Source organism: Allofournierella sp. CML151, assembly GCF_027853465.1.
Taxonomy (GTDB): domain Bacteria; phylum Bacillota; class Clostridia; order Oscillospirales; family Ruminococcaceae; genus Allofournierella.
The window spans coordinates 1-19,646 of the sequence record NZ_JAPNNW010000010.1 but is presented as its reverse complement, the minus strand read 5'-3'; the positions used below and the strand labels follow the sequence as shown (position 1 = coordinate 19,646).

Annotated in this window: 18 protein-coding genes and 2 pseudogenes; 1 reads left to right on the top strand and 19 read right to left on the bottom strand. The window is 59.1% G+C overall.

The window, feature by feature from the left end:
• Window positions 1-179: 179 nt before the first annotated feature.
• From PH256_RS08670 to acpP, 17 genes and pseudogenes are all read right to left on the bottom strand, one after another.
• Window positions 180-1,181, bottom strand: coding sequence for an aromatic acid exporter family protein (locus PH256_RS08670; RefSeq protein ID WP_270913803.1), 1,002 nt, complete (start codon window positions 1,179-1,181; stop codon window positions 180-182).
• A gap of 382 nt (window positions 1,182-1,563) precedes the next feature.
• Entirely contained in the window at window positions 1,564-2,064 is a 501-nt protein-coding gene (locus PH256_RS08665) for an HD domain-containing protein (RefSeq protein WP_270913802.1), read from the bottom strand.
• A 195-nt stretch (window positions 2,065-2,259) separates the two neighbouring features.
• A complete protein-coding gene (locus PH256_RS08660) occupies window positions 2,260-2,925 on the bottom strand; it encodes a phosphatase PAP2 family protein (RefSeq protein ID WP_270913801.1) in 666 nt (221 codons plus the stop codon).
• Window positions 2,926-3,092: 167 nt separating this feature from the next.
• On the bottom strand, window positions 3,093-4,655 hold the full coding sequence (locus tag PH256_RS08655; RefSeq protein WP_270913800.1) for a PucR family transcriptional regulator: 1,563 nt from the start codon (window positions 4,653-4,655) through the stop codon (window positions 3,093-3,095).
• A gap of 149 nt (window positions 4,656-4,804) precedes the next feature.
• The gene (locus PH256_RS08650; protein ID WP_087182064.1) at window positions 4,805-5,278 is read right to left on the bottom strand and encodes a MarR family winged helix-turn-helix transcriptional regulator; all 474 of its coding nucleotides are present in this window, start codon (window positions 5,276-5,278) and stop codon (window positions 4,805-4,807) included.
• A 160-nt stretch (window positions 5,279-5,438) separates the two neighbouring features.
• Entirely contained in the window at window positions 5,439-5,864 is a 426-nt protein-coding gene (fabZ, locus tag PH256_RS08645) for a 3-hydroxyacyl-ACP dehydratase FabZ (RefSeq protein WP_058966095.1), read from the bottom strand.
• 4 nt (window positions 5,865-5,868) lie between these two features.
• On the bottom strand, window positions 5,869-7,110 hold the full coding sequence (gene fabF / locus PH256_RS08640; RefSeq protein WP_270913799.1) for a beta-ketoacyl-ACP synthase II: 1,242 nt from the start codon (window positions 7,108-7,110) through the stop codon (window positions 5,869-5,871).
• 29 nt (window positions 7,111-7,139) lie between these two features.
• Complete coding sequence (gene fabG / locus PH256_RS08635) at window positions 7,140-7,880, bottom strand: 3-oxoacyl-[acyl-carrier-protein] reductase (RefSeq protein ID WP_270913798.1); 741 nt, start codon at window positions 7,878-7,880, stop codon at window positions 7,140-7,142.
• Window positions 7,880-8,824 (bottom strand): ACP S-malonyltransferase, encoded by a 945-nt coding sequence (fabD, locus tag PH256_RS08630; RefSeq protein ID WP_270913797.1) that lies wholly within the window; start codon window positions 8,822-8,824, stop codon window positions 7,880-7,882. The genes fabG and fabD overlap by 1 nt, the downstream gene beginning before the upstream one ends.
• Window positions 8,821-9,858: pseudogene (locus PH256_RS08625) on the bottom strand (NAD(P)H-dependent flavin oxidoreductase); the annotation flags it as partial. The gene fabD and the pseudogene PH256_RS08625, both read right to left, overlap by 4 nt.
• Window positions 9,859-9,924: 66 nt before the next feature.
• Window positions 9,925-10,827, bottom strand: a pseudogene (locus PH256_RS08620) (nitronate monooxygenase); the annotation flags it as partial.
• Window positions 10,828-10,860: 33 nt separating this feature from the next.
• On the bottom strand, window positions 10,861-11,805 hold the full coding sequence (locus tag PH256_RS08615) for a beta-ketoacyl-ACP synthase III (RefSeq protein ID WP_270913796.1): 945 nt from the start codon (window positions 11,803-11,805) through the stop codon (window positions 10,861-10,863).
• On the bottom strand, window positions 11,805-12,638 hold the full coding sequence (locus tag PH256_RS08610; protein ID WP_442866654.1) for an acetyl-CoA carboxylase carboxyltransferase subunit alpha: 834 nt from the start codon (window positions 12,636-12,638) through the stop codon (window positions 11,805-11,807). The genes PH256_RS08615 and PH256_RS08610 overlap by 1 nt, the downstream gene beginning before the upstream one ends.
• Window positions 12,622-13,509, bottom strand: a complete 888-nt coding sequence (accD, locus tag PH256_RS08605; protein ID WP_333766342.1) for an acetyl-CoA carboxylase, carboxyltransferase subunit beta — start codon at window positions 13,507-13,509, stop codon at window positions 12,622-12,624. Before accD ends, PH256_RS08610 begins: the two co-directional genes overlap by 17 nt.
• Complete coding sequence (gene accC / locus PH256_RS08600) at window positions 13,510-14,904, bottom strand: acetyl-CoA carboxylase biotin carboxylase subunit (protein WP_087184621.1); 1,395 nt, start codon at window positions 14,902-14,904, stop codon at window positions 13,510-13,512.
• 3 nt (window positions 14,905-14,907) lie between these two features.
• Window positions 14,908-15,351: an acetyl-CoA carboxylase biotin carboxyl carrier protein gene (gene accB, locus PH256_RS08595; RefSeq protein ID WP_058966077.1), complete on the bottom strand. Its 444-nt coding sequence runs from the start codon at window positions 15,349-15,351 to the stop codon at window positions 14,908-14,910.
• Between the two features lie 193 nt (window positions 15,352-15,544).
• Window positions 15,545-15,769 carry an acyl carrier protein gene (acpP, locus tag PH256_RS08590; protein ID WP_412906082.1) on the bottom strand — a complete coding sequence of 75 codons (225 nt, stop codon included), beginning with the start codon at window positions 15,767-15,769 and terminating at the stop codon, window positions 15,545-15,547.
• A gap of 439 nt (window positions 15,770-16,208) precedes the next feature.
• Between acpP and PH256_RS08585 the strand changes: the two genes are divergently transcribed.
• On the top strand, window positions 16,209-18,497 hold the full coding sequence (locus tag PH256_RS08585; RefSeq protein WP_270913794.1) for a bifunctional diguanylate cyclase/phosphodiesterase: 2,289 nt from the start codon (window positions 16,209-16,211) through the stop codon (window positions 18,495-18,497).
• An 82-nt stretch (window positions 18,498-18,579) separates the two neighbouring features.
• Here the strand turns inward: PH256_RS08585 and PH256_RS08580 are convergent, their stop codons facing one another.
• Together PH256_RS08580 and PH256_RS08575 are read right to left on the bottom strand one after the other, a co-directional pair.
• Window positions 18,580-18,723 (bottom strand): hypothetical protein, encoded by a 144-nt coding sequence (locus tag PH256_RS08580; protein WP_156417385.1) that lies wholly within the window; start codon window positions 18,721-18,723, stop codon window positions 18,580-18,582.
• A gap of 210 nt (window positions 18,724-18,933) precedes the next feature.
• Window positions 18,934-19,440 carry a CarD family transcriptional regulator gene (locus PH256_RS08575; protein WP_270913793.1) on the bottom strand — a complete coding sequence of 169 codons (507 nt, stop codon included), beginning with the start codon at window positions 19,438-19,440 and terminating at the stop codon, window positions 18,934-18,936.
• Window positions 19,441-19,646: the final 206 nt, after the last annotated feature.

The following is a 19,646-nucleotide window of genomic DNA, read 5'->3' as shown; positions in this document are numbered from 1 at the left end:
CGACCCTGCGTGCCGGGTGGTTTTAAAAAGTGTATCACATTTGGCCGAAAAATACAAAATGCACCGCCGCCAAACTTTTCAAACCCCGAACCGGGAAAACCGGCAATATGTCAAAAAACGGGCCGAAGTATGACTTATCTTGGTGGAAATTTACCAAGGTAAAGCGAAAATTCTTTGGATCAGTCTCCCCAGAAACGGCTGCGTTCCTGATCGGTAAGTGTAGCGGCAAAGTCTGCTTTCAACTGCAAAAAGTCCTCCAGATCATACAGTACCCTGTAAAGTAGTGCACGGTTTTCGAACTCGGCGCGGCTTTGGGGGAGAGGTTCGTCACGCATGGCGGTTTGCATGCCGTGCAGCTGCTGCAGCAGTGCGGAGGCGTTGTTGTGTTCGTGGAAGGAGCGGCTGATATCCTCTAGCAGAGCAGCGATGCTCAGAGCCTGTTCAGGCACCTGATCCAGTCGGTGAATGTTATCGTAAATGCGGCGCAGTACCGTCAACTGGCGCTGGCGCATAGTCACATAGTTTACAAAATACCATTGGTCACTGAGCAGCGCATTGCCCTGATTTTCCCGGGCCTTGCGGGCGAGTCCCTCCAGCTGCTGTTCCAGCGGGGCGAAACAAGCGTCAGTATAATCCTGCTTGCTGCGGGTCAGCAGTCGGTCTGCCATCCGCTGCAGGATGTCCCGGAAGGCCTGCTCCACCTGAGCCTGACTCTGGCGGATGGCCTTCGCCGCACCCGGCATATACAGGTTGACCAGTATGCCGATGCCGGCGCCAATCAAAAGCAAAAGCAGCTCGTTGCGCAGCCAGAACAGATTGATGGTACGTTCTGCATACAGGTGCAGCACCAGCACGGTGTTCATTACCAGCGCTTCCTGCAGGCCGAACCACTGGCAAAAGGCGGCAAACAACAGCAGAAACAGCCCGAAGGCGATCAGATGATAGCCCAGCACAGAAAAGCAGCAGAAGGCCAATGCCATTGCAACGAAAAAGGCGGCAAAACGCCGGACTACCAGTGTAAGGGTCTGCTTGCGGGTGGTCTGGATGCTCAGAATGGCGATCACTCCGGCGGAGGTGCTGTAGGAAAGCCCCAGCAGAGCCGCAAAAACGCTGGCAAGCAGCCCGCCCAGGGCATATTTTGCCACACGCAGCGGAGCCAGCCGGGAAAAAACGGCAGACATGACAAACGCTCCTTTTCATCTGGGGCAAAAGACCCCTTGCTGCTTTTATCATACCGTTTACGGCACGGTGCTACAAGGGAAAAGAGACAAAAACAAACTCCACCGCCCAACAACAGGCGGTGGAGCTTGCCACAGGAATTTCGAGACGCCCTGCTCAGCCGGATCAAAGAACCGCTAGGGGGGCGGAAGGAGGAGATGAACCGGAGACGCCTCACAACACATGAAAAAGGGGGTGTAACTTTCTTGCAACTAAATTGTAACCCTTTTGACATCTTCTGTCAATGGGTTAATTGTGAATAAATTGAAAACAATTCACAGGGAAGTACAAGGAATTAAGAAAAAAGAACCGCTCCGGGAGTTTTGATGCCCCCGGAGCGGCTGTTTAGTTGTTGTTGGCTGCCGCGAGGCCCAGACGGGAAAAGTCCGGGCGATAGAGCAGGATGGAAAACACCTCAAAGCAAGCACAGATTTTGTCTGCACAGGTCACCACAACGCTTTCCGCAAAGCGGGGAGGGGTGAGGTTCAACGGGAACATGTGCTTTTCAATGATATCCCGCTCAATACAGTTCAGTTCAAAATCCCGGCTGGCGTTGTCCAGGGCCCGGCGGGCGTGGTGGAAGCCATGCCAGCGGTGACTTTCATCCTTTTCGTGCCAGTCATATAAAAAGTAGTCGTGCAGCAAAGCGCCGCGCACCAGGCTACGCAGGTCCAGCCGAAGGCCCAGCCGCAGAACGATCCACAGGCTCAGATACGCTACAGCCAGTGAATGGTCGAAGCAGGTTACGCTGCCGTGCTGGATGAACTGCTGCTCCAGCTGCATTCCAGGGGAATTCAGAATGGCGCGCCCGTGGGCCAAAAGCAGAGATTCGATGGTTTGGTGCATTGGAAACACGCTCCTTTCCGGTGGGGCGGCGAGATACTTCGCACCCTGTTCTATTATTATCATAGGCGTAAGATAGGAAGGAAACAAGGGGCAATTTGCACAAAAATGCACGGGATGAGACGTGGTTGCAGCAGTGCGTGCAAAGAAAAAGCGAGGGAACGCCCTCGCTTTTAAAAAGTTGTTGTGTATCGTACCTCAGGCCACCTTACTGGCAGACGGCGCAATTTCCGGAAAGATCTTTTCCCAGTTGATGCGGTAGGCGGGAATCATCAATACCAGACTCAACGCTGCACCGGCCACCACATCGATTACGGAATGCTGGCGTAAAAACAGGGTGGACAGGGTAATCAGGATGGTCATGGTCCAGATCAGCGTATGTACCGGCAAATTGCCCCGGAACAGCTTGCAGCGCAGCCCCACAATAGCAATGGAGACGGTGCTGGAAATGTGGATGGAAGGGCAGACATTGGTGGGGGTGTCGATGCTGCGCAGCAGCTCCACCAACTGGCACAAAACATTCTGCCGCTGGATCGGTTCGCGCAGGTCAAGGCCGTTGGGCCAGACCAGATAGGTCAGCATGGCCAGTGTCATGCCCACGAACATGATGAAGCACAGGCGGCAGTAATCGGTTTTGTCCTTGAAGAACAGATACAGCATGGTGCCGGGCATCCAAAGATACCACAGGCAATAGGGGATCACGAACCACTCGTTGAAAGGGATCAGATCGTCGATGAAACAATGGATGATGGTGTATTCCGGGTCCAGCTGTTCCAGGCTGAAAAAGCCGAACAGATAGAATGCCCAGTACCCCATCAGCCAGGCATGCGGGTTTTTGCGCAGCCAGGAAAGGGCAGAATGCATGGGCAGTTACCTCACAAAATATAGAATCAAAACAGCCAGCAAAACGAGCCGACGAACGTTTTCATTATAGCACACTGTGTCGAAAAACGAAGCGCCACTGCATGAATTGCAGCAAAAGAATCACGAAAAACGGGCGGCCTGAAGCCGCCCGCAGCGATTGAATTCCATTACTTTTCCAGCAGCCGGTACAGTGCCACCGCTTCATACAAGGCGGTGAGCTCAGGCAGCTTGTCCGGGGTGTGGCCCAGCCGGTGGGTGATCTGCTGGTAGCGGTACTTTACCGTGTTTTTGTGCAAAAACAGCTGCTGGGCACAGCGGGCAATGTTCTGGTCCGCATCCAGCAGGTAGACCGCCAGCGTATCCACCAGAGGCAGCTCCTCGGAAGAGCTGTGCAGCGGGGCCAGCACCGCCCGGCAGCGGGTCACGCTGGCCTCATCCTGTACCAGGTCGTTTTTGCAGTGCAGCGCAAAATCGATTTCACCCAGGGTATGCACCGTGCGGGTGGGCCAGATGGTCTGCGCGCTGGGCAGGCCCTCGCTGCTGCGCAGGAAGGCAGCCCGCACCTGGGCGGTGTTTTCCAGGCCCTGACAGCATACAAAGCCGGCGCCCAGACCCTCGGACTTCAACTGTGCATCCAGCTGAGCAGCCAGCGCTTCGCCTTCGGGGCCGAACACGCCGTTATCCGCCAGAACAATCACGAAGTCCTGGTAGCTGCCTGCAATGGCCGCCTGGCAGTGGGGCTCCAGAAGCTGGGAAGCAATGGTAGGCACCCGGCGTAGAAATTCCTCCCGGCAGGCCGGGTCCAGCGGGCTGAGCATCCACATGCAGTGGATGGAGGCCACATTCAGCCGGAACAGAGCGGCCAGACGGCGCATCTTGATGGGCTCATCCCGCAGGATAGCCCGCACCAGCTCTTCAATGGCCAATTCGGCATGCTTCAGGCTCCACAGATTCAGCGCCAGCTGCATCACGTCCTGGGCCTGCTGCTGCACCTCGTTGCTCAGCGGCTGGCCCGCCTTCAGCAGGCACAGCTCCATGGGGGCCGCGTCGCCGGGGTCGATGGTCAGGCGGCAGCACTGGTCTGCGTTGCCCTGACGTGCCTGAATCAGCAGGTCGGTCATATCTGTCTGAGAACCCCGGGGCCAGGCGCAGGCGCCCAGCAGCTGGCCGGTGCTGTCCAGCAAAAGCACGGTGGCTCGCAGCCGGTCACTGAGCAGCTGAAGCACGGTGTCCACCGTGCGCTGGTGCTCCGGCAGCAGGGTCATGTGCTCCAGAATATCTCCCAGAAGATGAGTGTTGTCCGCCTGATCCCGCAGGATGGCGTCCATCACATCGCCGATCACCTCGCTGTAGCGCAGCTCCATACGGGGCGGCATTACCAGCAGCGGGAAATTCAGCTCCTGAGCCAGCGTTACCAGTGCAGGGTCCACCTGAGGCATTACGGTACCCACATAATACAGCACCAGACCGGCCTGCCCCACCTGGGCCAGAGCGCGCAGGCATTCACACTGGGCGTTCACGTTGGTGGGGATGGAAGAAAAGCAGGTGAGGACCAGCTCGCCGCCGGCGAAGCGGCCTGCTGTTTCGTTCTGCTGGTGCAGGGGTTCCGTACCGATGTATTCCAGCACGTTTACCGAGGTGATGGGCCGGTCCAGATTGTCAAAGCCGGCCAGCAGGGTGGCCTGGCGCAAGCTGGGCAGTACCAGTGCCTGTTTTAATGTAACGCTCATGAGGGGTCCCTCCAGGATAGGAATGTTGTGCACAGGGGTTTCGCGCGCTGGTGCCCTGTTGTTTTTCAGTGGGCACACAAGCACAAAAAGCCCTTACTGCCGGCAGACGGTTGCCTGCCGGGCAATAAAGGGCTTGAGAATCGATGGATTCAGGCGTTCGGGGCGTAGTGATTGGCGTTGGGTGACTTCAGCGGAATCTCCGGCATCAGTTCGTCGGAAATGATGGTAAGCATCTCCTCAATCTTGGCCACATCCTCAGGGGAGAACCGATCCTTAATCCGGTTCATCACGGTGGACAGATAGCTGTAGCTGATGTTGTAGTAATCCTCGTACTTCTGAGTCACCACCAAAAAATACTCCCGGCGGTCATTTTCCGACTGCACCTTTTTCAGGTAGCCTTTTTTGATCAGGCTGTTCACCTTGTAGGCCGCATTGGGCGGGGAGATCTGTACAAAGCTGGCAAACTCGTTGATGGTGGGCTTCCCCAGCGCCTGGATGATCTCCATGCAGAAGGTTTCCACAGTGGTCAGGCTGGCTTCCCGCGCCTGGAACCGACTGAATACCTTCTGATAGAAATGTAATTTAAATTTCGAATACACATCTGCAAATGCTTGCTCCAGCATTCGTTCGATCCTCCTTGACTGCGCGGCCCAGGCAAAAGAGCATGGGACGGTATGAAAAAACCGTATGCCTGCTGCGGTGATAATATTATACCAAGATGCGTCGGTTAAGGCAACACCGCACAATTCACATCCATTTAAAATTGTGCGGTGCTGCAGCAAATCAACTGATGGCGAAGGTCAGCTCGCCCATGGCGGCAATCTGGCCGTCCACAGTGGCAACAGCCTTGCCAAAGCCCACCGGGCCGCGGCGTGCGGTCAGCTCGCATTTCAGCTCCAGCACATCGCCGGGAACCACCTGACGCTTGAAGCGGGCATTCTTGATGCCGCCGAACAGCACGATCTTGCCCTTGTTCTCCTCTTCGGTGAGAATGGCAACCGCGCCCACCTGAGCCAGTGCTTCGATGATGAGCACACCGGGCATCACATGCTTCTGGGGGAAGTGGCCGCAGAAGAACTGCTCGTTTACGGTCACGCACTTGCGGCCCACTGCCATCTGGCCGGGCACGCATTCGGTGATGCGGTCCACCAGCTGGAAGGGGAAGCGATGAGGCAGAACCTCCATGATCTCGTTGGAATTCAAAGTCATTGGTTTACTCCTCCCACTTCTTCAACAGGATGCTTGCGTTGTGGCCGCCGAAGCCCAGAGAGTTGGACATGGCGTACCGGATGGCAGCCTCACGGCCGTGATTGGGAACAATGTCCAGATCGCAGGCTTCGTCCGGCACCTGGTAGCCCAGGGTAGCGGGAATGAAGCCGTCGTGCAGGGCCATGGCGGTAAAGGCAGCCTCCACAGCGCCGGAAGCGCCCAGCAGGTGGCCGGTCATGGACTTGGTGGAGCTGATGGCCAGCTCCTTGGCATGCTCGCCAAAGGCCAGCTTCACGGCGGCGGTCTCGCCCGCGTCGTTCATGGCGGTGGAGGTGCCGTGAGCGTTGATGTAATCCACGCTGGCAGCGTCCACACCCGCATCGGCCAGAGCTTGGGTCATGGCGCCCGCCGCGCCGGAGCCGTCCGGCAGGGGAGCGGTGATGTGGTGCGCGTCACAGGTGCAGCCGTAGCCCACAACCTCGGCCAGAATGTTGGCGCCGCGGGCCTTGGCGTGCTCGTACTCCTCCAGTACCAGAGCGGCCGCGCCCTCGCCCATCACGAAGCCGGAACGCTCCTTGTCAAAGGGGATGGAAGCGCGCTTGGGGTCGCTGCCGGTGTGCAGGGCATGCAGGGAGGTAAAGCCGCCCACCGCCAGAGAGGTGACGGTGGCCTCGCTGCCGCCGGCCAGGATCACATCGGCGTAGCCGTCGCGGATCTGACGGAAGGCATCGCCCACCGCGTTGGTGCCGGAGGCACAGGCGGTCACCGGGCAGGTGCACATGCCGTGGAAGCCGAAGCGGATGGCGATGTTGCCTGCTGCCATGTTGGAGATGGCCATGGGGATGAAGTAGGGGCTTACACGATCGTAGCCCTTCTCATTGCCCTTCAGGCACTCATTCTGAACGGTGGAGAAACCGCCGATGCCGCTGGCGAATACCACGCCGCAGCGCTGGCTGTTCTCGTTTTCCATCACCAGGCCGCTGTGCTCCATGGCCTGGGCGGCGCTGGCCAGAGCGAACTGCACAAAGCGGTCGGTCTTGCGAACCTCGCGCTTGTCGATGTACTGCTCGGGGTTAAAGCCGCGCACCTCGCCCGCCAGCTTTACCTTCTGGTTGGTGGTGTCGTACTGGGTAATGGGGCCAATGCCGCAGGTGTCAGCCTTTACAGCGGCCCAGCTTTCCTCCAGGGTCAGGCCCAGGGGAGTCACCGCGCCCATGCCGGTGATTACAACGCGTCGTTTATCCATTTGTAAGCTCCTCCTTCAATTCAGGGCTTTTAAACAGCCATGCCGCCGTCCACGCACAGCACCTGACCGGTCACATAACCGGCGGCGGGGCTGGCCAGGAACGCCACAGCGGCGGCCACATCTTCGGGCTTGCCCAGGTGAGCCATGGGAATTTCGCTCAGCAGCTTCTCCTTCACGGCCTGGGGCAGCACGTCGGTCATATCGGTCTCAATGAAGCCGGGGGCCACGCAGTTCACGGTCACGCCGCGGGCAGCTAGTTCCTTGGCCAGGCTCTTGCTCATGCCGATCAGACCGGCCTTGCTGGCCGCATAGTTGGCCTGGCCTGCGTTGCCGCGCACGCCCACGATGCTGGAAACGTTCACGATGCGGCCGCTGCGCTGCTTCATCATGGGGCGGCAGGCGGCCTTCATGCAGTGGAAGGCACCCTTCAGGTTGGTGGCGAGCACCGCGTCGAAATCCTCTTCGCTCATGCGCATCATCAGGTTGTCGCGGGTGATGCCCGCATTGTTTACCAGTACATCGATGCGGCCGAAGCGCTCCACGGTCTGGGCGATCAGGTTCTGGGCGTCAGCCTCACAGGCCACGTTGCCCTGAATGGCGAAGGCCTCCACGCCCAGGGCGCGGCACTCCTCGGCCACAGCCTCGGCGGCAGCGGCGCTGCCCGCGTAGTTTACGACAACATTCACACCTTGCGCGGCCAGGGCCAGGCAGATGGCCCGGCCGATACCGCGGCTGCCGCCGGTTACCAGTGCACTCTGTTTTGCTTCCATCAGGCTTCTCCTTTCAGCCATTCCAGGGCGGCGGTCAGATCCTCAGCGGTTTCCACCGAGCGAACAGCAGCGCCCTTCACAGTCTTCTTCACAAGGCCGGCCAGCGTTTTGCCGGGGCCTACTTCCAAAAATGCGTCCACACCGTCCTCGGCCATGCGGCGGATGATGTCCTCCATGTACACGCTGGACTGTACCTGCTTCTCCAGCAGGGCGGGGATGGTGTCGCTGTCGGCCTTGGGAGCACCCAGGCAGTTGAAATATACCGGGCAGCTCATCTCGCCGAAGGATACCTCCTTGAACTTCTCCCGCAGCGCATCACCGGCGGGAGCCATCAGCGAGGTGTGGAAGGGGCCGGAGACCTTCAGGGGCACGCAGCGCTTTGCACCGGCGGCCTTGGCAGCCTCACAGGCAGCGTCCACAGCGGCCTGGTCGCCCGCAATGGCCATCTGGCCGGGGCAGTTGTAGTTGGCGATCTCCACCACGCCGCCGGTGGCCTGGGCAGCCTGGGCGCAGGCGGCGCTCAGCGCCTCACGGTCCAGACCCAGAATAGCGGCCATGCCGCAGGGACGGCCGGTCACGGCCTGTTCCATGGCCTTGCCGCGGAAGGCGGCCAGGGAAACGGCAGTGGCTGCGTCGAACACACCGGCGCAGCACAGGGCGGAATACTCGCCCAGGCTCAGGCCCGCCACAGCGGCAGGCTCGATGCCCTTGTCCTTCAGCACGGCGGTCAGACCGGCGGCGAAGGCTACCATGCAGGGCTGGGTGAACTGGGTCTGGCTCAGGGTCTCATCCGGGCCCTCAAAGCACAGCTGCTTCAGGTCGAAATCCACCGAAGCGTCCGCGGCATCCAGCGCGGCGCGGAACAAGGGTTCGCTCTCGTAAAGATCTTTGCCCATCCCGGCGTGCTGAGCGCCCTGACCGGCATACAAAATCGCAAGTTTCATTGTGTCTGTTTCCTCCATTCGGCGGCAAGCTCATCCATCAGCTCCCGCACATGAACCAGTTTGGTCATGCGGCCCACATTGGCGCCGCAGAAGAAAAGTCCCTCCTGCCAGTTGCCGCGCACTGCTTCAATCAGCGCATTGGCAATGCAGTAGATGGTATCGGCTTTTTTGCAGGGGACCAGGCAGTTTACGCAGCGTTTGGGCGGGAAGGTCTCGCCTGCAGCCAGACGCTGGATCAGCGGACTGTTCAGCGCCCGGCCGGGCATGCCCACCGGGCTGTGCACGATGCGCACATCCTCCGGCTTTGCGTCCAGCATGGCCTGCTTGTAAGCGGGGGAGGCGTCGCACTCGTAGGTGCCGATGAACCGGGTGGCCAGCTGCACACCCGCCGCACCCAGCTGTTCCAGCCGGGCCGCATCCTCGCCGGTGTAAACACCGCCCGCCGCAAACAGCGGAATGGGACGGCCTGCCAGTTCCTCAAAGGGGCGCAGCTGCTCGGTGATGGCCGGAACCAATGTCTCCAGGCACTGAGCAGAGCCGTTCTTCACGTCCTGCTCCTCAAAGCCCAGATGACCGCCTGCCAGGGGACCCTCCACCACCATGAAGTCGGGCAGCACGCCGAAGCGCTTGTACCACAGCTTGCACAGGGTGGCAGCGGCCCGGGAGCTGGACACAATGGGCGCCAGCGCCACATCCGCATCACCGGCAATGGCGGGAAGATCCACCGCCAGGCCCGCGCCGCAGACCACCGCGTCCACACCGGCCTTGATGGCGGTGCGGATGCTGTCCGCATACTGGGTGGTGGCGACCATGGCATTGATGGCCACCATGCCCAGACCGCCGGCCAGCTCTTTGGCCTTCTTGATTTCCTTTTCCAGGGCGCGCAGGTTGGCCCCATTGGGGTCACGGTCGAAGTCCGGCTCGTTGAAACCGGCCACCGCGGTACTGATGGTGCCCATGCCGCCGCAGGCAGCCACGGCACCGGCCAGCCCGCCCAGGGACACGCCCACACCCATGCCGCCCTGCAGAATGGGCAGCTGCAGCGTGCGGCCGCGAATGGTTACAGCCTGCATAAGCTTACTCCTGTTCCAGCTGACGCAGCCGTTGTTCAGCTCCTCGAAAATGGCGCGCAGGGGGCGTACCTCATGCAGCATGCCTGCTACCTGACCGGCCATCAGGCTGCCGGTGTCGGTGTCGCCCTCGAATACAGCACGGCGCAGAGAGCCCAGAGTGTACTTTTCCAGCTCCATCTTGTCGGCGCCGGCCTTTTCCTGCGCCACGTAGCTGCGGGCCATCTTGTTCTTCAGGATACGCACGGGGGTACCGGCGATGCGGCCGGTGACCACGGTGTCATTGTCCTTGGCCTTGAGCACGGCGTTCTTGTAGTTTTCGTGAATGGGGCACTCCTCACTCACCAGCAGGCAGGTGCCCAGCTGTGCGCCGCAGGCGCCCAGCGCAAAGGCAGCCAGCAGCTGGCGGCCGTCAGCGATGCCGCCGGCGGCGATTACGGGCAGGTTGTACTCCTTCATGGCGTCCACCACCTGAGGCACCAGAGCCATGGTGGTCATCTCGCCCACATGGCCACCGCTCTCGGTGCCCTCGGCGATGATGCCGTCCACACCCAGACCGGCCATGCGGCGGGCCAGCACAACGGCAGGCACAACGGGGAATACCTTGATGCCCGCTTCCTTCCACATGGGAACGTAAGCGCCGGGGTTGCCTGCACCGGTGGTCACAACGGGAACCTTTTCCTCCACCACGATGTGAGCCATCTTCTCAGCGTCCGGATTCATCAGCATGATGTTTACGCCGAAGGGCTTGTCGGTCAGGCTGCGGCAGATGTGGATCTGCTCCCGCAGCATGTCGGCGGTCATGCCGCCTGCGCCGATCAGGCCCAGCGCACCCGCGTTGGAAACCGCTGCGGCGAAGGTGCCGGTAGCGATGTTGGCCATACCGCCCTGGATGAAGGGAAATTCGGTTCCGAGGATCTCGTTCAAACGCATATTGTTACTCCTTTTTTATCAGAGGGGCTTTGCTTAGAAACGCAGCAGTACCGCGCCCCAGGTCAGCCCCGCGCCAAAGCCCACACAGGCCACGGTCTGACCGGGCCGGATCGCGCCGGATTCCAGCATCTCGTCCAGAGCGAGGGGAATGCTGGCGGCGGAGGTGTTGCCGTAGCGATGCATGTTCTTGTAGAATTTGTCCGCCGGTGCCCCCAGCTTCTTCACCACATGGTCGATGATGCGGCTGTTTGCCTGGTGGCAGACCACATGGTCCACCTGCTCCAGACTGGTGCCGCTCTTCTCGAACAGCTGGTTCAGACACTTGGGGATGATGTCCACCGCGAAGCGGAAGATTGCCCGTCCGTCCATGAACAGGGTGCGGTTCTGGCCGGGCAGCAGGCTGTTGGCATGCAGCCCCGCAGCCTCGCCCCGGCCGCCCAGCACGCAAGCATAGGGCAGATCGGCCAGACGCACCACAGCGGCGGCCGCGCCGTCGCCGAACAGCACGCAGGTGGAGCGGTCCTCCATATCCAGCACGCGGGAGATGCACTCCGCGCCGATGACCAGGGCATACTCCCCGGCGCTGCCCGCCATCAGGAGAGTGCGGGCGGTTTCCAGCGCGTAGATGAAGCCGGTGCAGGCGGCGTTCAGATCAAAGCAGGGGATAGCGGCGGTGCAGCCCAGCGCCTCGTGAACCTGGCAGGCCACCGAGGGAGTAAAGCTGTCCGGGGTGAAGGTGGCGGTCAGGATCAGACCCAGCTGATCCGCGCTCACACCGGCCTTCTCCAGTGCCTTGCGGGCTGCGCCCGTGGAAAGGCTCACAACGCCCTCGTCCTCCCCGCAGAAATACCGCTGGCGGATGCCGGTGCGGGTGGAGATCCACTCGTCACTGGTTTCCACCATGCGGGCCATATCGTCGTTGGTCACACAGCGCTGCGGCAGGCAGCGCCCGGTGCCCAGAATTTCCAGTCCCGTCATCAGAAAAGGTCCTTTCCGGGCTCTTGCAGGAATGCGGAACCCATGGTTCTGAATTTTTTGTGCCGGTGAGCCGCAGGATCGGCAATGCGGTCCGCCTGGCGCAGGGCCTTCTGCAGCGCCGCATCCACCGCGTCAAACATTGCGGCGGGATTTGCGTGTGCGCCTTCCGCCGGTTCGGGAATGATCCCGTCGATGATGCCCAGCTGCTCCAGATCCTGGGCAGTAAGCTTCATCACATCGCAGGCCTCGGCACTGCGAGAAGAATCCTTCCACAGAATGCTGGCAAAGCCCTCGGGGGAAAGTACCGAATAGATGGCGTTCTCCAGCATCAGTACGGTGTTGCCCATGGCCAGCGCCAGCGCACCGCCGCTGCCGCCCTCGCCGGTAACCACCGCGATCAGGGGCACGTTCAGCTCGCTCATCACAGCCAGGCTGCGGGCAATGGCCTCGCCCTGACCGTGGGCCTCGGCCTCCAGGCCGGGGTAGGCACCGGGGGTGTCGATGAAGGTGATGATGGGCCGGCCGAATTTGTCCGCCTGGCGCATCAGACGCTGGGCCTTGCGGTAGCCCTCCGGGCTGGGCATGCCGAAGTTGCAGCGGGTGTTTTCCTCCAGATTGCGGCCTTTGCGATGGCCGATCACCGTGACCGGGCGGCCATGGAACATGGCGATGCCGCCCAGAATACCCGCGTCCTCGCCGCACAGTCGATCGCCCTTCTGCTCAAAGAAATCGGTGAACAGGGCCTTGATGTAATCCGCCGTACCGGGGCGGCCCGCATGCCGGGCCAGCGCCACCTTCTCAGCAGGGGTATGCAGTTCAGCCACGGCGGGCACCTCCTTTGGCGTGCAGCCGAAGCAGCTGCATCAGTGTGGATTTCATCTGACCGCGGGGAACCACCGCGTCCACAAAGCCGTGCTCCTCCAGATACTCGGAGCGCTGGAAGCCCTCCGGCAGCTTCTGGCCGATGGTCTGTTCGATCACGCGGGGGCCGGCAAAGCCGATCAGAGCCTTGGGCTCAGCCAGGGTGATATCGCCCAGCGAAGCAAAGCTGGCGGTCACACCGCCGGTGGTGGGGTGGGTCAGGCAGGCAATGTACAGCCCGCCCGCCTGCTGGAAGCGGGTGATGGCCTCGGCGGTCTTGGCCATCTGCATCAGTGAGAGGATGCCCTCCTGCATCCGGGCACCGCCGGAAGCGCAGAAGATCACCAGGGGCAGTTTCGCCTTGCGGGCGGTGTCGGCGGCCAGGGCCACCTTTTCACCCACCGCAACGCCCATGCTGCCCATCAGGAAGCGACCATCCATTACAGCCACAACAGCGGGCCAGCCGCCGATGCGTCCCTTGGCGGTGACCACCGCCTCAGACAGTCCGGTGCGGCGGCGCAGGCCCTCCAGCTTGGCGTCATAACCCTCAAAATCAAGGGGGTTATCGCCGCACAGGCCGTCGTTCAATTCCTGGAAGGTGCCGGAATCCAGCGTGAGAGCCAGGCGCTGGTATGCACCGATGGGCCGGTGATGGCCACAGTGGGGGCAGACGTACAGCTGATCGGCCCACTGCCGCTTGCTCACGGCTTCGCCGCAGGCAGGGCACTGCTCGAAAATGGCCGGCGCGTCAATGCGGCTGGAGGAGGGCAGACGTCCGCCCTCCCGCATTACCTTCAGGCGCAGCAGCCGCTGGCGCCGGTCAGAAAATCGTTCGTTCAGCATTTAGCGTTCCTCCTCGTCGGCCAGAGGCGCACCCTTCTCCATCCAGCTCAGCACCTCGTCCAGGTTGTTCTCGATGAAGGAGGTGTTGTAGTCGCCCTTCAGGTAATCCGGGTGGTACAGGATCAGATGAGCCAGATCCGCGCCGGTGGGGTAGCCCTCCACGATGAACTCCTCCAGCACCCGGCGCATCCGGCGGATAGCGGCCAGGCGGGTGGGGGCGTGCACGATGAGCTTGGCTACCATGGAATCGTAGAAGGGGCTCAGCTCGTAGCCGTTGTACAAAGCGGAATCCACCCGAACGCCGCAGCCGCCCGGGAAGTGCACGAACTCGGTCTTGCCGGGCATGGGGGCGAAGTTCTTGGCGGGGTCTTCCGCGTTGATCCGCACCTCGATGGCGTGGCCGTTCAGCTTCACATCCTCCTGCGTGAAGGAGAGAGGCAGTCCGGCGGCCACACGGATCTGCTCCTTGACCAGATCCTGCCCGGTAACCATCTCGGTGACCGGGTGCTCCACCTGAATGCGGGTATTCATCTCAATAAAGTAATAGTTGCCGTCCGGGTCCAGCACGAACTCAATGGTGCCTGCACCCTCATAGCCGCAGCTCTGGGCGGCCTTTACCGCATCCCGGCCCATGGCCTGGCGCAGCTCGGGGGAAAGCGCCTTGGAGGGGGATTCCTCCATCAGCTTCTGGTTCTTGCGCTGAATCGAGCAGTCGCGCTCACCCAGATGAACCACATGGCCCTGCTGGTCGGCCATGATCTGGAATTCAATGTGCCGGGGGGAAAGAACCAGCTTTTCCAGATACATCTCGCCGTTGCCAAAGCAGGCCACAGCCTCCGCCTGTGCAGAGGCGAAAGCGGCCGGCAGTTCCTCCGGGCTGAACACCCGGCGCATGCCGCGGCCGCCGCCGCCGGCGCTGGCCTTCAGCAGCACCGGATAGCCGATGCGCTCGGCAACCTTTAAAGCCTCCTCGGCGCTTTCGATCACGCCGTCGGAGCCGGGCACCACCGGTACGCCCGCCTTGATCATCAGTTCACGGGCGGCGGCCTTGTTGCCCATCTTACGGATCACATCGCCGCTGGGGCCGATGAACTTGAGCCCGCACTGGGCACACAGATCCGCAAATTCATCATTTTCGGAAAGGAAACCGTAGCCGGGATGGATGGCCTCACAGCCACTTTCCACCGCTGCGGTCAGGATGGCGGTCTGATTTAAGTAACTCTGGGCCGCCTTGGCAGGGCCGATGCATACGGCCCGGGTGGCCAGCTGCACATGCAGGGCGCTGGCGTCGGCAGTGGAATACACCGCCACAGTCTCGATGCCAAGCTCACGGCAGGCGCGGATGATGCGCACCGCGATTTCGCCACGATTGGCAATTAAAATTCGTTTGAACATGGCTCACAGCTCCCGGATCTGGAACAGCGGATCGCCAAAGCCCACCAGAGCGCCATCCTGCGCGACCAGGCTTTCAATCACGCAGTCGCAGGGAGCGGGGATCTCGTTGATCATCTTCATGGCTTCGATCAGACCGATGGTCTGACCCTTGTGCACAGTGTCGCCGGGCTTCACAAAGGGTGCTTCGCCCGGGGCGCTGGCCACATAGAAGGTGCCCACCAGAGGAGCATCAATGGTGGCCCCGGCAGCAGGGGCAGCAGCGGCGGGTGCGGCTGCGGGCTGAGCGGCAGCAACAGGGGCAGCCTCCACGACCGGCGCACAAACAACGGCGCTCTGGGCGACTGCTTTTTCCAAAGTGATCTGCTCCTCGCCGCAGGTGTACTTCAAACGGCTGGCGGAGCTTTCGTCAAACGCCTTCAGCAGGCTGGTGATTTGTTCCAAGGTCATGCCGGGAACCTCCTTATAAATCGTAGTCAGGGCGCGAAGGAAGGCGGCGCGCTGCGCTGCCTTTGCGCCAAAAGAAAATCAGCCCCGGCAGAAAGCCGGCCGGAACAGGCGGCGGATCGCCGCGTTCCGGCCGCCCTGCCAGAGCTGATGCAAAGCGCCGGTAAAAAAACGCTTTGCCTTACGCCGCAAAAAATCAGGCGTTGGCCTCCAGGTAATTCACAATGTCGCCAACGGTCTTCATGTTGGCCAGCTCCTCATCGGAGATGGCAACGCCCAGGTTGTCCTCCAGAGCCATGTTCAGCTCAACAGCGTCCAGGCTGTCAGCGCCCAGATCGTCGGCCAGGCTGGCCTCCATGGTAACCTTGTCGGCGTCGCAGCTCAGGGTGTCTACAATAATGTCGCGTACTTTCTCAAACATGATAAACTCTCACTTTCTTTGGGTTATTTTTTTGTGTGTTGAAATGTGTCGTAAAATGATTTTATAATTTTAATTAAAATTATTTAACTAAAATTATTTAAGTATATTGTAGCAAGAATCCGGGAATTGTCAAGGGGAAAACTTAAAAAAATTGAATCTTTTTTGCGCGCACCACATTGCACGGAACGGACAGCGCTTATATAATAAGAGGTAAGAAAAGGGAGTATGAAGAAAAGCGAAGAAATTTAAGGCCAGTTGTGCATTTGCTGCGCCGAAAGCCTGGTATCGGCTTGCACAAGGCGTGTGTTATAGGGTAAAATAAAAGAAGTTTTCTATCATAATATCATTGGAAAATTTATGTCAAATGGGTCGGGAAAGGAGGCGGGAGATGGCGTTCCTGAAACGAAATAAACAAACAAAGCGTACGTCACGTCCCCGGATGCATCAGCGCTTTGTGCAGATTACTCTTTCCACGGTGCTGATTGGCATTTCGCTGATCGTTATTTCCTGCATGGGAATCGCATCGATTCAGCAAGCCAACCGAAAATCCTATAATACCCAGCTGCAAACCTCCATGAACGAATATTGGCTGGAGATGCGCAACCGAATGAGTACCGACCGGGAGGCTCTGCAGATTCTGGCGGAATTCATGCAGGGCAAATCCAGCGAAGAGTTTCGCAGTTTTGCGATAGACCTACAGAATGCCCGCCAGGAAAATTCCTTTTTACGTATGGGGTATTATACGCAGGCGGGCATGCAGAGCCGGGTCCGTGCGGACGGTACGCTGGAGGAAAATATCCCCATGCAAGCCCTGGAGCCGGAGGTGCAGCGGCTGATTAGCTATGCATTGCAGGGAAAGCAGACAGCCTCTCAGGTTTATTATGATGAGGGAATGGAGCAGCAGCTGATTATATATGCGGCGCCGGTACAGTCTGCTGACGGGCAGGTGAACGGCGTGGTGGCTGCCTCCAAGGATCTGAGCGCTTTCCAGAAAATCCTCACGCAGCCATCGGTGTCCCAAAACAAGCTGGACGTGGTGTGGGTGGATCAGAGCGGACGGATCATCGCGTCCTCGGAAGATACCCCGCTCGCGCCGCAGGGAACGGAGAACTTTCTCAGCCAGGCAAGCGTGGATGAAGAAATCGCACAGTCGGCCCTTCAACAGATGGAAAACAACGAGGCATTTCATTTTACCTTCCATCTGGAGGATAACGACCAAACGGTTTATATGCAGCCCTTCGGAATGAACGGCTGGTATCTGTGTTATGCGGATACTGTAAATTCCGGTAAAAGCCCGGTTTATTCCATTTTGATCACTGCCAATATGCTCAGCGGCATGATTATTCTCTTGTGCCTGGGGCTGCTATGGTATGTGCGCTGGGCCATGTGGGGGAGCAATAAGGAGCTGATAAAGCTGGCATATTATGACCGGCTGACCGGCACCTACAACTTTGAAAAATTCACCCAATGTGCCGAGGACTTCCTGGAGGAGGATAGCTCCTATTCGCTGATCACCATGAATATCCGGCAGTTCCAGTACATCAACGAGATTCTGGGCAAGGCCCAGGCAGACAACGTGTTGAAAAAGCTGGCAGTTCTTCTGCGGGATCTGGTGGGGGAGAAGGAATGCTTCTGTCGCTCCAGTGCCGACCAGTTCTATCTTCTGCTCCATACCAAGGACGAACATCAGGTGCGCGCCCGGATGGAGCAGATCATGGACCGTGCTGGGGGCATTGCTCAGGAGCTGAACGTGAGCTATCCCATTATTCTGTATGCCGGTGCTGCGGTGGTGCAGGAGGATGCGCCGCCGGAGGATCAGGTGCGGCTTCTGCTGCACAAGGCGGAGTTCGCCCAGAAGCACGCGGTGAAAAAATACCAGAACGTACTTGCATTTTACGACCGGGCCATGCACCGGAAGGAAAATTTCCAGAACAGCATTGAAAGCAGCATGCAAAGCGCGCTGGCCAAGCAGGAGTTTCAGCTGTTCCTGCAGCCCAAGGTGCGGCTGCAGACCGGTCAGGTGGATGGCGCCGAGGCCTTGGTGCGCTGGATTCGCCCGGATGAAACGCTGGTCTATCCCAATGAGTTTATTCCTGCGTTCGAAAAGAACGGTTTTTGTGCACGGCTGGACCTTTATATGGTGGATCGGACCTGCAGCCAGCTGCGGGAATGGATCGATGCGGGCTATGAGCCGATTTGTATTTCGGTGAATCAGTCCCGGCTGCTGTTCTATCAATCCGATTATGTGGACCGGCTGTGTTCGATTCTGCAGCGGTACGGCATTCCGAACGGATTCATTCAGTTGGAGATTCTGGAAGGATTGGCCATCGAGAACATCGAACAGATGAACAAAACGCTGACCCAGCTGCATGAAAAAGGGTTCCGCCTGTCGCTGGACGATTTCGGCAGCGGATATTCTTCTCTGAATGTGCTGGCGGGCATCCAGGTGGACGAGGTAAAGTTCGACAAGGACTTTTTGCTGGAAAGTGCGCCGGATAAGAAGGAAAGAAACAAGCTGGCTCTGAAAAATGTGGTCAAGCTGGCCAAAGACCTGCAGATCACCACCGTGGCCGAAGGCGTGGAGGTGCAGCAGGATGAGGAGTTCGTTTCTTCCATTGGTTGTGAATATGGGCAGGGTTTCTTCTACAGCTGCCCCATTCCACCGGAGGAATTCGCTTCCCGCTATCTGAAAAAAGCGCCGCCTGCAGATGCAAAGGCAGCGGAATAATACAAGAAAAGGAAAGCCCCGGGCCGATTGGCCCGGGGCTTTCCCTATGTAGAGATGATAGAGAGCAAAGAAAAAGATGAAATCAAACAACGCCTTTCAGCATGGCGCGCAGGCAGTCCTTCAGCTCGTCCAAAGAACGGCAACGGTCTGCCAAATCCAACAGCCGGAGACGTTCTGCCTCCTGGGTCAGCTGAACCAACAGTTCACGTGCGGTAGGTTCGCTCATTCCGTACACCCCCTTCTAAAATCTGTTGTTCAGTGGTTGATTTGATAGTATATAGTATAAATATTTTGCGCAATTGTTTCAATTGATAAATTAAACAAACAATTGTACAAAATTCTGGCGGAATGATGAACATGTTTTATGAAAAGTAGAAAAAGAGCCGCATTTGCATCGACCCCTTGGTCAAAATGCAAATGCGGCTGTACAAATTGCTTATGCCTGCACGGCACGCAAGCCCTCCACCCGGCGGGAAATATAAGCGTGAACCTCCTCTTTGGGGATGCCCAGTGCCACGGCAAACTCCCCGAACAGGATGCTTTCGGCCTGTTTCATGAAGCGTTCATCCACCTGGCCGAAGCGGCGGCCTCGCTGCTCCTGCTCCTTCTTTTTGGCATAGATCGACATGGTAAGCCGGATCAAATCGGCGCAATTATGGCTGCAGGTGGCGGTGCGGTAATGTTCCCGCAGTTCCTGCAGGTTCTTGGTCCGGTCCGGCTGCGCGACGACCTGGGGGATCTGATCGATCAGTGCCTCTGCCTCGTCGCGGCTGATGACCGGCCGCATGAAAACCTTGGGATGCTCAGCCGGGGTATAAATGGTTCCGCTTTCATACAGGGGCTTTAAGACATAATAAAGCCCGTGGGGCGGTTTTTCCACCAGACTCTCCACCTTGCATACGCCGGTGCTGCCATAAATGATGTATTGTCCGATTTGATACATGTTCCACCTCGCATTTCAAGCCCGTGTGATTTTTGCCTGTAAGAAAGCGCCTTGCCGCTGATCGGTCAGCGGCAAAGCGCGGGAAAACGCGTGCGCTTTGCCCGCAACCGGGCTTTCCGTTGCGGGCAAAGCGAGCAATATTTCTTTAATTATAGTATAACACTTTTTTCAAAAAAAGCCAAAGGCGGACATGTTTGGAAAAGCTT

What these genes read in the sequence shown, in the direction of transcription:
- PH256_RS08585 (WP_270913794.1), top strand. Translation starts at nt 16,209, where the DNA reads ATGCATCAGCGCTTTGTGCAGATTACTCTTTCCACGGTGCTGATTGGC.
- PH256_RS08575 (WP_270913793.1), bottom strand. Translation starts at nt 19,440, where the DNA reads ATGTATCAAATCGGACAATACATCATTTATGGCAGCACCGGCGTATGC.
- PH256_RS08650 (WP_087182064.1), bottom strand. Translation starts at nt 5,278, where the DNA reads ATGCTGGAGCAAGCATTTGCAGATGTGTATTCGAAATTTAAATTACAT.
- PH256_RS08665 (WP_270913802.1), bottom strand. Translation starts at nt 2,064, where the DNA reads ATGCACCAAACCATCGAATCTCTGCTTTTGGCCCACGGGCGCGCCATT.
- accD (WP_333766342.1), bottom strand. Translation starts at nt 13,509, where the DNA reads ATGCTGAACGAACGATTTTCTGACCGGCGCCAGCGGCTGCTGCGCCTG.
- fabD (WP_270913797.1), bottom strand. Translation starts at nt 8,824, where the DNA reads ATGAAACTTGCGATTTTGTATGCCGGTCAGGGCGCTCAGCACGCCGGG.
- PH256_RS08670 (WP_270913803.1), bottom strand. Translation starts at nt 1,181, where the DNA reads ATGTCTGCCGTTTTTTCCCGGCTGGCTCCGCTGCGTGTGGCAAAATAT.
- acpP (WP_412906082.1), bottom strand. Translation starts at nt 15,769, where the DNA reads ATGTTTGAGAAAGTACGCGACATTATTGTAGACACCCTGAGCTGCGAC.
- fabG (WP_270913798.1), bottom strand. Translation starts at nt 7,880, where the DNA reads ATGGAAGCAAAACAGAGTGCACTGGTAACCGGCGGCAGCCGCGGTATC.
- accC (WP_087184621.1), bottom strand. Translation starts at nt 14,904, where the DNA reads ATGTTCAAACGAATTTTAATTGCCAATCGTGGCGAAATCGCGGTGCGC.
- fabZ (WP_058966095.1), bottom strand. Translation starts at nt 5,864, where the DNA reads ATGACTTTGAATTCCAACGAGATCATGGAGGTTCTGCCTCATCGCTTC.
- PH256_RS08580 (WP_156417385.1), bottom strand. Translation starts at nt 18,723, where the DNA reads ATGAGCGAACCTACCGCACGTGAACTGTTGGTTCAGCTGACCCAGGAG.
- PH256_RS08615 (WP_270913796.1), bottom strand. Translation starts at nt 11,805, where the DNA reads ATGACGGGACTGGAAATTCTGGGCACCGGGCGCTGCCTGCCGCAGCGC.
- PH256_RS08655 (WP_270913800.1), bottom strand. Translation starts at nt 4,655, where the DNA reads ATGAGCGTTACATTAAAACAGGCACTGGTACTGCCCAGCTTGCGCCAG.
- fabF (WP_270913799.1), bottom strand. Translation starts at nt 7,110, where the DNA reads ATGGATAAACGACGCGTTGTAATCACCGGCATGGGCGCGGTGACTCCC.
- accB (WP_058966077.1), bottom strand. Translation starts at nt 15,351, where the DNA reads ATGACCTTGGAACAAATCACCAGCCTGCTGAAGGCGTTTGACGAAAGC.
- PH256_RS08660 (WP_270913801.1), bottom strand. Translation starts at nt 2,925, where the DNA reads ATGCATTCTGCCCTTTCCTGGCTGCGCAAAAACCCGCATGCCTGGCTG.